This window comes from Paenibacillus cymbidii, assembly GCF_004764705.1.
GTDB classification, from domain to species: domain Bacteria; phylum Bacillota; class Bacilli; order Paenibacillales; family NBRC-103111; genus Paenibacillus_AN; species Paenibacillus_AN cymbidii.
The window spans coordinates 95,899-111,871 of sequence record NZ_SHLX01000021.1 but is presented as its reverse complement, the minus strand read 5'-3'; the positions used below and the strand labels follow the sequence as shown (position 1 = coordinate 111,871).

At 60.7% G+C, this 15,973-nt stretch carries 10 protein-coding genes; 7 read left to right on the top strand and 3 right to left on the bottom strand.

Features of this window, described 5'->3' with window-relative positions; translation table 11 throughout:
- Positions 1–8 precede the first annotated feature (8 nt).
- The 4 genes from EXY20_RS39180 to EXY20_RS25495 all read left to right on the top strand — a co-directional run bounded on the left by EXY20_RS39180 (position 9) and on the right by EXY20_RS25495 (position 6,236).
- Entirely contained in the window at positions 9–1,466 is a 1,458-nt protein-coding gene (locus tag EXY20_RS39180; protein ID WP_167859520.1) for a CehA/McbA family metallohydrolase, read from the top strand.
- A 37-nt stretch (positions 1,467–1,503) separates the two neighbouring features.
- Positions 1,504–2,553, top strand: a complete 1,050-nt coding sequence (locus EXY20_RS25505; RefSeq protein ID WP_167859519.1) for a response regulator transcription factor — start codon at positions 1,504–1,506, stop codon at positions 2,551–2,553.
- 126 nt (positions 2,554–2,679) lie between these two features.
- Positions 2,680–4,449, top strand: a complete 1,770-nt coding sequence (locus EXY20_RS25500) for an ABC transporter ATP-binding protein (protein ID WP_135554948.1) — start codon at positions 2,680–2,682, stop codon at positions 4,447–4,449.
- Positions 4,450–4,484: 35 nt separating this feature from the next.
- A complete protein-coding gene (locus EXY20_RS25495) occupies positions 4,485–6,236 on the top strand; it encodes an ABC transporter ATP-binding protein (protein WP_135554984.1) in 1,752 nt (583 codons plus the stop codon).
- Here EXY20_RS25495 and EXY20_RS25490 read toward each other — a convergent pair.
- Positions 6,224–7,207, bottom strand: coding sequence for a helix-turn-helix domain-containing protein (locus EXY20_RS25490; RefSeq protein WP_135554947.1), 984 nt, complete (start codon positions 7,205–7,207; stop codon positions 6,224–6,226). The two genes, EXY20_RS25495 and EXY20_RS25490, sit on opposite strands and share 13 nt — an antisense overlap.
- Before the next feature lie 242 nt (positions 7,208–7,449).
- Between EXY20_RS25490 and EXY20_RS25485 the strand changes: the two genes are divergently transcribed.
- On the top strand, positions 7,450–8,496 hold the full coding sequence (locus EXY20_RS25485; protein ID WP_135554946.1) for a Gfo/Idh/MocA family protein: 1,047 nt from the start codon (positions 7,450–7,452) through the stop codon (positions 8,494–8,496).
- Between the two features lie 107 nt (positions 8,497–8,603).
- Here the strand turns inward: EXY20_RS25485 and EXY20_RS25480 are convergent, their stop codons facing one another.
- The gene (locus EXY20_RS25480; RefSeq protein ID WP_135554945.1) at positions 8,604–10,064 is read right to left on the bottom strand and encodes a hypothetical protein; all 1,461 of its coding nucleotides are present in this window, start codon (positions 10,062–10,064) and stop codon (positions 8,604–8,606) included.
- Positions 10,065–10,289: 225 nt separating this feature from the next.
- Between EXY20_RS25480 and EXY20_RS25475 the strand changes: the two genes are divergently transcribed.
- Positions 10,290–11,882, top strand: a complete 1,593-nt coding sequence (locus EXY20_RS25475) for a hypothetical protein (RefSeq protein WP_135554944.1) — start codon at positions 10,290–10,292, stop codon at positions 11,880–11,882.
- A 1,180-nt stretch (positions 11,883–13,062) separates the two neighbouring features.
- Entirely contained in the window at positions 13,063–14,652 is a 1,590-nt protein-coding gene (locus tag EXY20_RS25470; protein ID WP_135554943.1) for a vWA domain-containing protein, read from the top strand.
- Between the two features lie 385 nt (positions 14,653–15,037).
- Here EXY20_RS25470 and EXY20_RS25465 read toward each other — a convergent pair whose 3' ends face one another.
- Complete coding sequence (locus EXY20_RS25465) at positions 15,038–15,892, bottom strand: phytanoyl-CoA dioxygenase family protein (RefSeq protein ID WP_167859518.1); 855 nt, start codon at positions 15,890–15,892, stop codon at positions 15,038–15,040.
- Between the last annotated feature and the right edge of the window lie 81 nt (positions 15,893–15,973).

Below are 15,973 nucleotides of genomic sequence, written 5' to 3'. Positions count from 1 at the left end.
GAAAAAGAGTGCGGCGCAAAGAGGAATTTCGTCTGCAGCCTGCCGATTCGTCCGTTTCGTTCCGGGTCGACCAACGAAGCGATTGGATGCGGCTGCGCTTCGCTTATGAAGCCGATCGCACGTGGATCGACATTCGCGTTACGGACCCCGCCGGCCGGCTGCGGTTTGTCCATCTGGACGCCGAGTCGCCGCGGGAAGCGCTGCTGCATAGTGATCTGGCGTATACGAGTTATTTGGCCATACCGGGGGAAATTGCCGCAGGCGCCTGGAAGCTCGACTTTCCGCGGCTGCAGCCGCAGGGCCTGTTCACGCTGGAATGGGAATGCGGAGAAGGCGAGCTGCCGGAGGCGATCGAACCGTTGCCCGAGCGGGATTGCTGGGCGGACGGCGCTTACGAATGGGAGCGGGTCCGCGAGGAAGGGCAGCGCTGGTACCGCGGCGACTTCCACAGTCACACGGTGCTTTCCGACGGCAAGATGACGCCCGAAGCGACGATGGAGCTTGCGGAGCGGCTGGGGCTCGATTTTTTTGTCGCTACCGAACATAATTTGCTTCCCGCGTCGTGGCCGACAGGCAAGCCGCTCGCCATTCCCGGCATGGAGCTCACTTCGTTCGGCAGGGGAGACTGGAACGCGCTCGGCCTGAAGCGGCCGCTCGATTGCTGGGGAACCGACGCGCCGGACGGCGGCATGCGCACGCAGGAAGGGCAGAACCGCCTGTTTGCCGAAGCGGCCGCGCAAGGCGCGCTGTGTTCGATCAATCATCCGATGCTCGGCCGGTTCGCGTGGCGTTATCCGGAAACGCCGCTTGCCGCGCTGGATGCGCTGGAAGTGTTTCATTACCCGTGCATTCTCAGCCGGGCCGCCGTACAGGAGCGGACGCTCCGGCTGTGGACGGCGCTGTGGAACGACGGCTATCGCATTACCGGCATCGGCGGATCGGATACGCATTATTTGCCGACCGATCGGACCGACTTCAGCGACAAGCCGCAAACGATCGGCGATCCGACCACGCATGTGTATGCGGAACGGTTGTCGGCGCAGGCGATCCTGGCCGCCGTACGCCAAGGCCGCGTGTACATCTCGCGGGGACCGGAGTTGACCGTGAGCTGCACCGTTGGCGGCAAATCGTTCACCTTCGGCGACGATTTGACGGAAGCGCTGAACTTGGCGGCGGATCGTACGGTTCATTGCCAACTGACCGTCACTGGCGCGGCGGGATGCACGCTGCGCGTCGTCGAGAACGGCGCGGAAATCGAAGCCTGGCGCATTCGCGAGGAAACGCAGACCTTCGACTTCCGCTTCGACTGGAGGGAGCGCGACTATGTGTGGCGGCGCTTCGACATTCGCCATACGGAGGAGGAGCGGCTTGTCGCCGTCACCAATCCGTTCTCCTGCGGCGCGAAGCGGCCGGAAATGCTTACCTGGCAAGACCTGCTGGACAAAGCGGGCATCGCGCTTCCATAATAGGGGGACCGGCCGACATTACCAGGGGGGCTATTCTATGATCCAGGTCATGATCGTGGAAGACGAAAAAATTATTCGCCAAAGCTTGAAAAAAATTATCGATTCCGCCACCGATCGCGAATTTGCCATTGTCGGCGAAGCGAAGGACGGGGCGGATGCGCTGCAGCTGCTGCAGCAAATTTCTCCCCAGATCGTTATCACCGACATCCGCATGCCCGTGATGGACGGCTTGAGCTTCATCGAAGAAATGAATACAAGAGGCCTTGCCTTCGAAATCGTCATATTGTCCGGATATGACGATTTCGCTTATGCCAAACAAGCGATGCGGCTTGGCGTTTCCGAATATTTGCTGAAGCCGATCGATACCGACGAACTGATCCAGACGCTGCACCGGGTCCGCAACCGGATCAACCGGGCGAGCGGGCTGGTGAACGATCAGCTCCAGTGGCTGCGGATCGAAAAAGAGCACGTGCAGCAAACGATGGAAGCGATCGCCACTCTGGACGCTGCCAAGGTGAAGCAGCATGTTCGCCGGTTTTTCGAGCTTGCCGCGACCTACATGGGCGCACATCTATCGATGAAGGACATGTTCGCCACCTTCGTCGACATGCTTGCGGCGGAGCGGCAGCAGAAACGGGAGCTCAGCGGGATCGACATGAGCGCGCGGCTGGAATTTACGCAGGACGGCGAACGGAACATCGACATTCTGGAACGTTATTTGCTGTCGATCGTCGAAGAACTGGGCACCCGGCGGAACTGGGCGGCGCGGCTGATCGCCGAACGGGCGATCGATTACATCGAGCGCAACTATTTCCGGATGGACCTGCAATTGCAGCATGTGGCGGACGACCTCGGCATTTCGGTTTTCTATTTGAGCCGCACGTTCAAGGCGGAAACCGATCGCAATTTTATCCGCTATTTGACCGAATACCGGTTGAACAAAGCGAAGCAACTGATGGGCGCTCCCGACGCCAAGCTGCAAACGATTTGCTCGCAGGTCGGTTACGAGGAATACGCACACTTTTCCCGCACCTTCAAAAAACACTTCGGCTTGTCCCCCACGGATTACATTCGGTTGATTCGATAGCAGCAAAATGTATCAATCGCCCGCAATATATATCATGTAGCACGGCAAGGCGCGACTATATACTGGCTATGTAGGAATGGAGGAACCCCAACACGGCGACGGAAGACGGCAGAAGGAGAAGGTTGTATGAACGTCTTTATTGCGCTCTCGGCTTATTACAAGCGCGAGCGCAGCATGCTGGCCCTGGCGATCGGCTGTTTGCTGTTCAGCACGGGGCTTGGCATTGTGTACCCGATGCTGCTGCGCTATCTGATCGACGATGTCATCATGCGCAAGCAGTTCGGACAAGTGCCGGCGCTTTCGTTCATCATGATTGCGGTGACGGCGGTCAAGGCGGCAAGTTATTTCGCTTTTGGCCATTACGGCACGCGCGCCGGCAACCGCTTGGCTTACAATTTGCGCGAAGGCATGTACAAGAAACTGCAGGAATTGTCGTTCTCCTATTACGACAAAGCGAGAACCGGCGACGTGATGTCGCGCGTGACCGGCGATTTGGAGACCGTTCGCCACTTTATGGGAATCGAATTGCCGCATGTGATCAATTTTTTTGCCTGCATTCTGTTCAGCACGACCGTCATGTTCGCCCTTTCGTGGCAGCTGACGCTGCTGCTGCTGGCGACGATGCCGCTGCTCGGCGTCATTGCGGTGCGGCTCAACCGCTTCATTCAGCCGGCGTTTCGGGATATCCGCACGGCGGTCAGCGAGATGACGACAACGGTGCAGGAGAACGTGTCCGGCATGCGCACGGTCAAATCGTTTGCCCGCGAGCCGCACGAGGTGGAGAAATTCGCCAACCGCAGCGAATCGTATAAGGAACGCAATATCGAAACCGCCAATATATTGGCCCGATACATCCCGATGATGGAATGGACGGTCAATATGAGTGTCGTCATTTTGTCGGCCGCCGGCGGTTATTTGGTGCTGCAGGACCGGTTGTCGCTCGGCGAGCTGATCGCTTTTTTCGGGCTTGTCTGGTACTTGGTCGCGCCGTTATGGGCAACGGGCCATCACATCAACGTCTACACCCAGACGAAAGCTTCGGCCGAACGTCTGCTTGACATTTTGCTTCATCCCGCGCAAGCGGCGGACAAACGCGACGCGGCGGAGGTGCCGCGCGGCGCGATGAAAGGGCATATCGTGATGGAAGGCGTCACGTTTGCGTACGACGGCAGCCGGCATGCGCTCGAGGACGTCAGCCTGAACGCTCCTCCCGGCACGATCGTCGGCATCGTCGGCGGCACCGGCTCGGGCAAAACGACGATGATTCAGCTGCTGATGCGCGCCTATCGCGTCAAGGAAGGCAGCATCAAGGTCGACGGCATTGCGGTCGAGGATTGGCGCGCCGCGGACTTGCGCAGCGACATGGCGTTTGTGTTCCAGGAGACGTTTCTTTTCTCGTCGACGATCCGCAACAACATTGCCTACGGCGCCGCCGATGCCGACGACGAACAAATTATCGCGGCCGCCAGGCTGGCGCAGGCGCACGATTTTATTATGGCGATGCCGCTCGGGTACGACACGGTGGTCGGCGAACGCGGGCTCGGCTTGTCGGGCGGGCAGAAGCAGCGCATTGCCATTGCGCGGGCGCTGATCAAACGACCGAAGCTGCTTGTGCTCGACGACGCGACGAGTGCGGTCGACACCGAAACGGAGCAGGAGATCCAGCGCGGCTTGCGCGGCGTGGCTGGCTGCACGACGTTCATCATCGCTCACCGCATCTCCTCCTTGCGGCATGCGGACGAAATTATCGTGCTGCACGAAGGCAAAGTGGCACAGCGCGGCACGCACCAAACGCTGCTTGCGTTGGATGGCCCGTATGCGAACGCCTGGCGCATGCAGATGGAAGCGGCTGACGACGCGGCAACGACGGTCGAGGGGAAGGAGGGCGAACCGTGAGCAAGCATCGTTTCGTCTATCAGGACGACGACGAGATGGAGAAAGCGTTCAACTGGCGGCAGTTTCGCCGGCTGTTCGCCTATATGAAGCCATACCGGAAGCAGCTGCTGCCTGTCATCATCGTGATGACGGTGCTCGGCACGCTGACGAAGCTGGCCATTCCGTTCCTCATCAGCCTGACGATCGACCGCGCGCTGCTGGGCAAAAGCGGGCGATTGCTCGTGATTTACGCCATCGTGATGTTGGCGATGTATACGGTGCAGTGGGTCGCTACCGGCTATCGCATGCGGTATACGAATGTGATCGGGCAGCAGGTCATTCACGATTTGCGGTTCCACCTGTTTCGCCATATCCAGCAGCTGTCGTTCCGCTTCTTCGACAAGCGGCCCGCCGGCTCGATTCTCGTCCGCGTCACGAACGACGTCAACGCGCTGCAGGATTTGTTCACGAACGGCGTCGTCAATCTGATGATCGATTGCGTGCAGCTTGTCGGCATCGTTGCGATCCTGCTGTTCCTTAACGCGAAGCTGGCGCTGGCCATCATGATTACCGTTCCGCTTATGTTCGTCGTGTCGCATTCGCTCCAGCGGCGCATCCGGATCGCCTGGCAGGAGGTGCGCACGCGGCAGTCGCGGATCAATGCGCATCTGAACGAATCGATCCAGGGCATTCGGGTGACGCAGGCGTTCGTTCAGGAGCAGAACAACATGCGGTATTTTGCCGATATGAACGCCAGCAACAAAACGAGGTGGGACAAGGCGCAGACGCTCAACGTCAGCTTCGGGCCGATTATCGAAATGACGGCGGCGGTCGGCACGTTCATCTTGTTCTGGTACGGTTCGCACCTTGTCGCTACCGGAGCGGTGACGATCGGCTTGCTGGTCGCCTTCGCCAACTATATCGGCAACTTCTGGGAGCCGATCAACCGGCTTGGCGCGATGTATGCGCAGCTGCTTGTGGCGATGGCGTCGTCGGAGCGCATCTTCGAGTTTCTCGACGAGCGGCCGCACGTTGAAGAGAAGCCGGATGCGATCAACCTTCCGCCGATCCGGGGGGATATCCGGTTCGAACGCGTCGGGTTCGAATACGAGGCGGGCCGCAAGGCGCTCACGGAGGTCAGTCTGGAGGCGAAGCCGGGGCAGTCGATTGCGTTCGTCGGGCACACCGGCTCGGGCAAAAGCACGATCGTCAACTTGTTATGCCGCTTCTATGACGCGACGTCCGGCCGGGTGACGATCGACGGCCACGATGTGCGCGATGTGAAGCTGCACAGCCTGCGTTCGCAAATCGGCATCGTGATGCAGGACACGTTCATTTTCTCCGGCACGATTCTCGACAATATTCGTTACGGCCGTCTGGACGCGACCCGGGATGAAGCGATAGCTGCGGCCAAAGCGGTGCGGGCGCACGACTTCATCGCAAAGCTGCCGTACGGCTACGACACGGAAGTCGAGGAGCGCGGCTCGATGCTGTCGATGGGACAGCGGCAGCTGCTGTCGTTTGCGCGAACGATGCTGGCGGATCCGCGCGTGCTCATTCTTGACGAAGCTACGGCGAGCATCGATACGGAAACGGAAAGCCGCATCCAGGAAGCGCTGAAGACGCTGCTCGCCGGCCGAAGCTCGTTTATTGTCGCGCACCGGCTGAGCACGATCCGCACCGCGGACATGATCGTCGTGCTCGATCACGGGGTGGTGAAGGAGCGGGGCACGCACCGGGAACTGCTTGCCGCACAGGGCATCTACGCCGGATTGGTTCATGCGCAGAGCCGGTTTTACGCTTCCTGATTCGGGCCGGGTGGATGCGGCCGGGACGGTTGGTCGGCGCCCGAGCCGGAGCGGATGACGGTGCCGGCACCGGCGCCCATGCGCTGCTTGAACGCCTTGGGCGAACAATCGTTGAACCGGCCGAACAGCTTGTAAAATTGCGCCATGCTCGGGATGCCGACCTGCGCGGCAACTTCGGCGATGCTGAGGTCGCGGGTGAGCAGCAGCCGTTCGGCTTTCCTGATCCGGTTGTAGTTGACGAATTCGAGCAAGGACATGCCCATCGTGGCACGGAAGAAACGAATGAAATAGTGGTAGCTGAAATTCATCAGCCGGCAGACGTCGTCGACGGCGATGCGTTCGTGCAGCCGGGTCTCGATGTAGTCGAGCGCGGGCCGCAGCCGGCGCACGTCATCGGCTTCGGCGGCTTGCAGCAGCCGGCGCGAGTCGTGGCGCACGAGCAGCCAGAGCAGCCGCTTGACCGCCGCGGCGACGGCCAGTTCGTAGCCGCGCTGCCGGTCTTGCGACTCGCGGTACAGCTCCGCGATCAGCGCCGCGGCTTCCCGGCGCACATCCGGCTGCTCGCGCCAGATGTAGTTCAGCTCGGCCAGCGGCCTTGTCGGCTCGGCGAAGCCGTGCAAGTACGGCAGCGAGCCCGGGTCGAAATGCTGCAGCAGGTCGATCTGCAGCACGAGGAAGGCAAGCGTGCCTGGCGCCGCGTGGCGGACCCGGTGCAGCTGCGACGAGCCGAACAGGGCGACATCGCCCGGCTGCAGCTCGAAGCGTTCGTCTTTCGTTTGAACGACGAGGCGGCCTTCCGTTACAACCAGAAACTCGACTTCCTTGTGGTAGTGCCATGGCCAATAATCGCGGGCGCCGCCGTCCGTCGCGCGGTAGCGGACTTCCCAAACTTTCAGAAACAGGAGCGGATTCTGGTAAACGACGATTTCTTCCTGAACCGGATCGTCCTGCGGTCCGTGTGCCGTCGTCATGGTTCAAACCCTCCGATGCTGCGGGATGTATGGGGCCGGCGTCCGCTGCCGGAAGTGGCCGTCTGTCCTCCAGTATAGCATGGGCTGCGGCGGCGATGTCACTTTTGGAGAAGAGATGGGCAGGTTTCGCCATAGTATTGCGCCAGCCGTTCCGCCTATAATCGAAGCAGGAAATCCGCGCCGGCCGCGGCATTGGCATGCCGTACGAGCCGGATGTGGATGAACGGCGGGAGGATGCGGCGATGATGACGGCAGGGCAGAAACGATTTCAAGTGGTGCAAGTCGGCTGCGGCAACATGGCCAAACAATGGGCCGCTTACGCGGCGAAGCGGGAAGATGTCGAGGTAGTTGGGCTGGTGGACATCAACCCGGCGGCTGCTGCGGCTATGGCGCGGGAGTTCGGCTTCGATCCGGCGCGCTGCTACACCGATTTGGAGACGGCGATTCGCGAGGGCGGCGCCAATCTGGTGTTCGACGTCACGATTCCGGAAGCGCACAAGCAGGTGGTGCTGACGGCGACGGCGCTCGGCTGCGACGTGTTCGGCGAAAAGCCGATGGCGGCGACGATGGCCGACGCGGCGGAAGTGCTGGCGGCGGTGAAGCGGCACGGCCGCAGCTACGCGGTTATGCAGAACCGCCGGTACAACAGGCAAATCCGCGCGGCCCGCGGGCTAATCGGGCAAGGCACGATCGGGCGGCCGGGGTTTGCGACGGCGAACTTTTTCCTCGGGCCGCATTTCGGCGGCTTCCGCGAAACGATGCGCAGCCCGCTGCTGCTCGACATGGCCATTCATACGTTCGACGAGGCGCGGTATTTGCTGCAGGCCGATCCGGTGTCCGTGTATTGCCATGAGTTTAATCCTTCTCATTCCTGGTATGGCGGTCATTCGTCGGCGGCCTGCATTTTTGAAATGTCGGACGGTTCGGTGTTCACCTACAACGGTTCATGGTGCGCCGAAGGGGCGGCAACGTCGTGGCACGGCGACTGGCGGATCGTCGGCGGGAACGGCACGCTGGTGTGGGACGGGACGAACGATCCGTACTGCGGCGTTGTTGGCGGCGCCGGTGCCGGCGCTTTCATGCGCGAGATTGCGCGAGTGGAGGCGGCCGAGGAGTGGAACGGGCGGGAAGGGCACGAAGGCTGCCTGGACGAGATGTTCGCGGCGCTGCTCGAAGGCCGCCCGGCGGAAACCGATTGCGCCGACAATATCCACAGCGTGGCCATGGTGTTCGGGGCCATCGCCAGCGCGGAGCAAGGGAAGAAGATTCGGCTGGAGGTTGCCCAATAGGCCATGTTTTGTGGCCTATTGGGTTCGAATGGCCTGTCCTGCTCACATCCGGCACTCCCAGCACATCCGCCACATCCAGGCCAGTGCCTCAGCCGCCTTTGCCTCCGTTATTTTGCCCGTTGCGCAAAAACGTAGTTTGGCGGCGCTTTTCCCAGTTCGATCGTTTTCTCCGTCTCCAGATCGAAGACGGCCAACTCGGTGCCGACCAACGCGTCACCGGCCATTTTCCGATAGAGTACGTATCGGCCGTCTTCGGAGAGCGCGTCAAGCAGGCCGCCGATGGGGAACCGTCTGACGCTGCCGCTTGCGCCATTGATGTCCAGCAGCGAACGATCGCCGCCTTCCGCCACGATTCGGTCGCCGGCGCTGTCCAGCAATTGCACGAATCCGCCGTATGCTACTCCTTCCACCAGCGTCCGGTCGCCCGTCCCGTCGGGCCGGATCAGCTTCACATCGAACGCGCCGCTGTTCCCGCCGGTCGTAACCGTATCCTTGTTCGTGGCGTAGGCGATCCATTCGCCGCCGCGAACCGGCATCGCCCTGTCCGCGATATATAAGTACACTTTGTCCTCGCCGTCGCTCGGGTGATTTTTCCGCGCTTGTTCCCACAACCGCTCAACCGCCGCTTGCGCAAAAAGCGAGCGCTCCGACTTCCCGTCCGCCGCAACCAGTTTAATGTTGTTGGTGTCGCCGTCGCGTTTGATTCGTTCGCCGGTCGCCACGGTATCCGTATGATTGGGGAGCACAAAACTCATTCCCTGGATCGTAAACACGACATCTCTTTCATTGGCCGCATAGTAGGCAAAAGCGTCCGGCAGCTCTTTCGGCTCGGGATGGTTCCAGTAATAGTGATTGCCGGACCGGTAGACGGTATCGACGTATCCGATCGTTGCGCCGGTATCCAGCAAAAGGCGATAATAGACGGACGACGCCGACTCCGGGGGGATAGCCGCGTTCGGTCCTTGCGCTGCCCGTCGCAATAAATCGGCCAGATAAACCTGGCTGCCGTTCTTCAGTTCAACCAACGGTTTATTGGCGGCGCCGTCCAACGGAAAGAGCGCGGCCCGGGCGATTTTGTTTTGCAGCGCCTGTTCGAAGGTCAACGCCAGCCCGTTCTTCCGCTCGTCGTCCGCCACGTACAGCTTGTAGCCGCCGATCGCCTGATCGTCGCGCACGGCAACGATTTCGCGACCGGGATAATCCTGCAAGGCGTACACCACCGTGCAGGCGGCCAAAAATGCCGCATCGCCATCCTTGGTCATATAATGCGTGTCCGTAACATGATCCGCCACCTGAAAAGCGACGCTGCCGATGGCTTCCCCAAGCTTGTTCGGGTCTGTAAGCGCAACTTGCCACGAATGAGTATAGGAAATGCCGTTCAGCCGCAAAAAATCGACCCAGTCGATGACCGTTTGTGTTTCCGTCCCGGCAGACGTGCTTGAGGCGGCAGGGGGGGAAGGTTCGCTTGCCGTCGCCGGGTCGGCTGCGGGTTTGTGCGCGCATCCAGCCGTCAACAGGAAAACGGCAAGAACCGTCCTTGCCGCCAATCGTCCTCGATGAAAAAACATTTGCCTCGACCTCTCCTCCAAATGTTCCCTATAGGCGTACAGACGCCGGATGGTGCAAAAAGGTTCCTTGCGCCGCTCCTTATTTTCACCGTCCAATCGTTAGATTTGCCTACTGTTCAAACGCTGTTTGCGGGAGTACGATCCACTTGAAGGAGGGCGGTGCAGAGCCGGCTTCCGGAATGGGTTTTATCTTTGGCCGAACGGCCTTTCGAGGGAGGAAACCGAGTGACAATCCAATTCCCCAAGCGGGTGCGGACGAATACGACCGATCTGGAGCTCGCGATTCGCGAAGGCTGCCAGCCGATGCAGCGGCTGTTTGATTCGGTGCACCGCCTGCCCTATTTTCAAAATATCATCCAGGAAGACAACTCGTTCAACGCGCTGAACGAAAGCTTGAGCCTCGGCCACATGCCGGGTCGCTGGCTCGATGCGCTGCTTGCCGCCGAACATGCGGTCGGCATCCGCCCGGACGAAGCGGTGATCCGGCGGTTGGCGGACATCGCGTACATGGCGCTGGATCACCCCATGGGGTTGCCGCGCAATCTCGACATGACGACATACGGCCCGGCGAATGCGAGCCATTCGCACAACCTGCGTGAATCGATGCATGCATTTGCCGCCTTGCTGCGGCATCGCGGTGAAACGCGTGCGCTGGACGCGGCCAAACGACAGATCGCTGCGGTGAGCCGCTACTACGATTTCACAGCCGCCGTGTGGAAGACGGAGCAACTGCTGCAGGAGACGGGCGGCAAGTTGGGCGGGGCAGACTGGGCGCTGCCGATGCACCTGGGCCGATACATCGGGCCGCTCGTCAAGCTGTACCGGGCGAGCGGGCTGGAGGAGGCGATGGAGCAGGCGATTCGCATCAAGACGCTGCTTTTCCGCTGCGTCTTCAACGAACAGGGCGACTACGACCCGCATCGCTTCGGCGACCATACGCATTCGACGATGTCGACGCTGTCTTCGCTGGCGCTGCTCGGCGATGCGCTAGGCGATAAAACGATTTTCGACCGCATCGTCGCCTTCATGAACAACGGTCTGCGCCACATCGCGCTGCCGTTCGGCTGGTGCCTTGAAAGCAACAAGCGCAAGGACCATTGCGGCGAAATCAACAACACCGGCGATATTCTCGAAACGTGCCTGATTCTCGGCAAACGCGGCTATCCCGGCTATTGGCAGCAAGCGGAGCAAATCATGCGCTCCCATCTGCTGCCGGCGCAGCTGCTCGATACTTGTTTCGTGCCGGAGTGGGATCGTCCGGAGGAAGACGGCCGCCACCGGATGGCTTCCCGGGCGAAGGGGGCCTTCGGCTTCCCGTGCCCGTACGGGCACGAATACGAGCCGGGCAGCCGCATCTCCTTCAATTACGACATCGTGGGCGGCGGCGTGTCTTCGTTATGCGCGGCCTACCTCGCCAAAGTCGACCGGTGCGGCTCGCTGATCGGTGTCAATCTGCATTTTGACCACCGCGATGACGAGATCGAAGTCTTAAGCCCGTATCCTAACGGCGACACGTTGGAGCTGAAGCTCAAAAAGGCGCACCCGGTTCGCGTGCGGTTGTCCGACTGGGTGGACCGGGAGCGGGTTGCCGCCAACAGCAGGGAGCGGGACGACATCCGTACAGTCGTCGAAGGGGAGTGGCTGTATTTGTTCGGTTTGCAGGCGGGCGACAGCGCAACGATTCGGCTGCCGATGGCGGTCCGCACCGTATCGTATCCGTTCCGTGGCGATACGTTTACGTTCCGCTGGCGGGGCGACGCCGTTGAAGCGGCGGCCAGCGCGGACAAGCGACTGACCTTCTTCGACGAGCTGGTGTGAGCCGGGCGGATGTCAGGCGCGGTCGCGCAGCAGCTTGTTGCGCGAACCCGCCCCGGGCTGCGGCGACGGAATAAGCCGATAAATTCGGCTTATTGGGCCCGCCCGGGGCTGCGGGGGCGGAATAAGCCGACAAATCCGGCTTATTGGGCCTGCCCGGGGCTGCGGCGACGGAATAAGCCGACAAATCCGGCTTATTGGGCATGCCCGGGGCTGCGGGGGCGGAATAAGCCGACAAATCCGGCTTATTGGGCCCGCCCGGGGCTGCGGCGACGGAATAAGCCGATAAATCCGGCTTATTGGGCATGCCCGGGACTGCTGGGGCGGAATAAGCCGACAAATCCGGCTTATTGGGCCTGCCCGGGGCTGCGGCGACGGAATAAGCCGACAAATCCGGCTTATTGGGCCTGCCCGGGGCTGCGGCGACGCGGTAGGAGCTGAAGCATACGTAGCGCTGAAGATGCTGGCTGCATGGCGCGATGTAAAGTAGCAGGACATTGCCGATCGATTGGGCGGAGGGCGCAGTTCTTCTGTAATAGTAATGCCGCCGATTGTTAATGAAATGCTGTATTTTCTGCAACAATTGCGGCCGTTTAGCCATGCATTTGGAGAATTATTGTAAATAGTACAACAATTTTGATCGAAAGTTGCTCATTTGATCCTTTTCAAAGAAAATTGTTGCACAAATTACAACAATCCTGCTCCAAATAGGGCTAGACCAATAAATTGTTGCATGTTTTACAATAATTCTTAAAGTGACTATCTACCCGCGCCGCCCATCCGAGCAACTCCGAAACAGCCCGCCCCGCACCGTCCATCCGAGCAACTCCGCAACAGCCCGCCCCGCGCCGCCCATCCGAGCAACTCCGCAACTGCCCGCCCCGCACTGCCCATCCGAGCAACTCCGCAACTGCCCGCCCCGCGCCGCCCATCCGAGCAACTCCGCAACTGCCCGCCCCGCACCACACTATCTGAGCAACCCGTTATCTCCCCGTCTCGCACCGCCCATTCGAGCAACTCGCAGTTACCGCGCCCCCCCGCCCCACACGTAGGGCAATTCATTTCAAAACACCCTTGATCGTAACCTTGCAACATTTTTCCAACCTCGGTCGTCAAATGGGTGTATCTGCGGCAAGTCATAGAGATGCTTCTTTATCGCCAAATCATTCAGGGGGGTCAAACGATGAAGAAAAGCAGATGGACCAAGGTAGAGCTGGTGGCGAAGGTAGGGCTGGCGGCGGCGATCGCGGCGTCGCTGGCGGCATGCACGTCGGGCGGAAGCAAGAGCAGCAGCTACAGGGCGGATGAAAGCGCATCCAACGCCAACTCCAATTCCGCCCCGTCCGCCAAGCAAAACGAGCAAGCCGCACCGGCGGCGGGCGGCTCTGCCTCCGTGCAGGCGCAGCAATCCCGCGTGCCGGCGCCAGGGCCCGTGCCGCCGCCGCCGGGCGGCGCCTACTTCAAGAACTACGGCACCAACCCATTCATCGCCACGGAGGACGACAAGCTGTCCACCTTCGCGATGGATGTCGACACCGGCTCCTACACGGTGGCGCGCAACTACATCGGGCAAGGCACGCTGCCGCCGGAGGAAGCGGTGCGGGCGGAAGAGTTCGTCAACTACTTCCGAATGGAATACCCGGCGCCGGAGAACGGCGCGTTCGCCATCCTCGTCGACGGCGGCGACTCCCCGTTCCGCAGCGGCTACAAGCTGATGCGTGTCGGAATCAAAGGCAAGGAGATCGGCACGGAAGAACGGAAGGACGCCAACCTGACGTTCGTTATCGACGTGTCCGGTTCGATGGGGCAGGAGAACCGGCTCGAACTGGTCAAAAAAAGCCTCAAGCTGCTCGTCGACCAACTCGGTCCGAGCGACCAGATCGGCATCGTTACGTTTGGCTCCACGGCCAAACGCGCGCTCGACCAAACGATGATGAAACACAAGGACCGCATCGTCGCCGCGATCGACCGGCTGCGCACGGAAGGGGCGACCAACGCGGAGCAAGGACTGAAGCTCGGCTACGAAATGGCGCAGGAATACTACAAGAAGGACGCCGCCAACACGATCATCCTGTGCTCAGACGGCGTCGCCAATGTCGGGGCGGCCAGCGCCAAAACGCTGCTGCAATCGGTGCAAGACTATGCGCGCAAAGGAATTACGCTGCAGACGGTCGGCTTCGGCATGGGCGACTACAACGACACGCTGATGGAGCAGTTGGCCGATAAGGGCGACGGGCGGTACGCCTACGTCGACAGCTTCACCGAAGCGCGCCGCCTGTTTGCCGACGAACTGATCGGCACGGTGCAGACGATTGCCCGCGACGCCAAGGTGCAGGTCGAGTTCGACCCGGCCAAGGTCGACCGCTACCGGCTGATCGGCTACGAAAACCGCGACGTCAAGGACAGCGACTTCCGCAACGACGCCATCGACGCAGGCGAAATCGGAGCCGGCCACAGCGTGACCGCGCTGTACGAAGTGAAGCTGAAGAACGGCGACGGCAGCTTCGGCGAAGTGCGGCTGCGCTACGTGGACGCGGCGCTGAACAAGGTCGTGGAGCAAGCCGCGCCGCTGAGGCTGGGCGCAACGCTTACGGCGAACACGAAATTTCTCGCGGCCGTCGCGGAATACGCGGAAATTATGCGCGGCAGCTACTGGGCGAAGGATGTGTCGCTGCGGACAGTGCTGCCGGTGGCGGAACAGGCGGCGTCGGGCGAGCAGCAGCTCGATTTTGTTAGGTTGCTGAAGGATACGCTGGCGCTGCGCAAGGAATAACTTCTGTGCACGGAGAGGAGCCGGTTCGCTGGCGGGGATGTTGTCAGGTTAAGGCGGCAGGGCAACCTTGGACACCGGCAGTATGGCAGTAACCCGGAGGGCATAACAGGAAAACCTCCCGTTATTTTTTCATTTTTTCGTGAAAAATTAAAAATAAAGGGAAAACCTCCTGCTATTCTGCCGTCAATCACCGAAATTCGGCGAAAAGGCGAGAATTAGCGGGAGGTTTTCCTGTTATTTTGCGAAATTCATCATTTCGGCCTGAAATAGCGGGAGGTTTTCCCGTTATTCGTCGTTATTCGCCCGTCGCCTGCCTCCCCCCGCATCCAAGCCGGAGGCGCTCTTAACCTGACAACGTCCCTCTCTCCGTGTCAAAACCGGCTCTTTAATAGCTGCCTGCCGGCATGTGAGCCCATTTGGCCAGCCATGCTTCATACGTCGTGACGGAGGCGGGATCCGCGGCGCTGCGGGCGACGAAGCCGAGCGCTTTGCCGCTTTCGGTGGCATCCGGCGTCGATTCGAAGCGCATGTCCATCGACCAGCGCACCGCGTCCGATTGATTGGACAGCGCGCGGTGAGGCAGCAGTTGGTTGAACACGAGCGCATCGCCCGCCTCCATTTCGATCGAGACGCCTTTCAGCTGCGCGGCGTCCTCCTTGCTCAAGCCGAGGAAGCCGGATTCGTCATCGACATGACCGTCGCGCAGATGGTCCGTAAAGAAGCCGGGAGCGACCTGCAGACAGCTGTTGCGTTCGGTGACTCGCTGCAGCGGAATCCACATCGACATGACGTGTTTGTGCTCCGCCTCGCGGTAATACTGCGCGTCCTGGTGCCACGGGGTATCGGTCCACTTCTGGTCGGGCAGCTTCGGCCGGCTGTTGAACGTGCCGTGCACGGAAATTTCGTCGCTGCCGAGCAGGTCGGCCGCAACGTCCACCAGCCGCGGATGGCGGAGAAAATCGAACGTTTCCCGGCAGACGATATCGCGCCGCGGGCTGCGGATATAGCGGGGCTTGCCCGCTGCCTGCCAGGTGTCGACCAACCGGCGGGTCACGTCGAGCTGGGCCATTTTGTCGGTCAGCAGTCCTTGTTCGTACCAGCCGTCGACCAGCCGGTCGACCCACTTCTCCATAATGCCCGTCGCCAGCTCGATCGCTTCCAGTGGGACGACCTGTTTGACAAGCAAATAATGATTCGTGCGGTAAAAATCGATCTGCTCCTGCGTAAGCACATGCGCCATTGACCATTCGCTCCTTTTCGTTTGCTCCATCATCTGAAGTTGCAGCGTTCCGATGTTCTGCCTCAATCATACGTCGCCGAA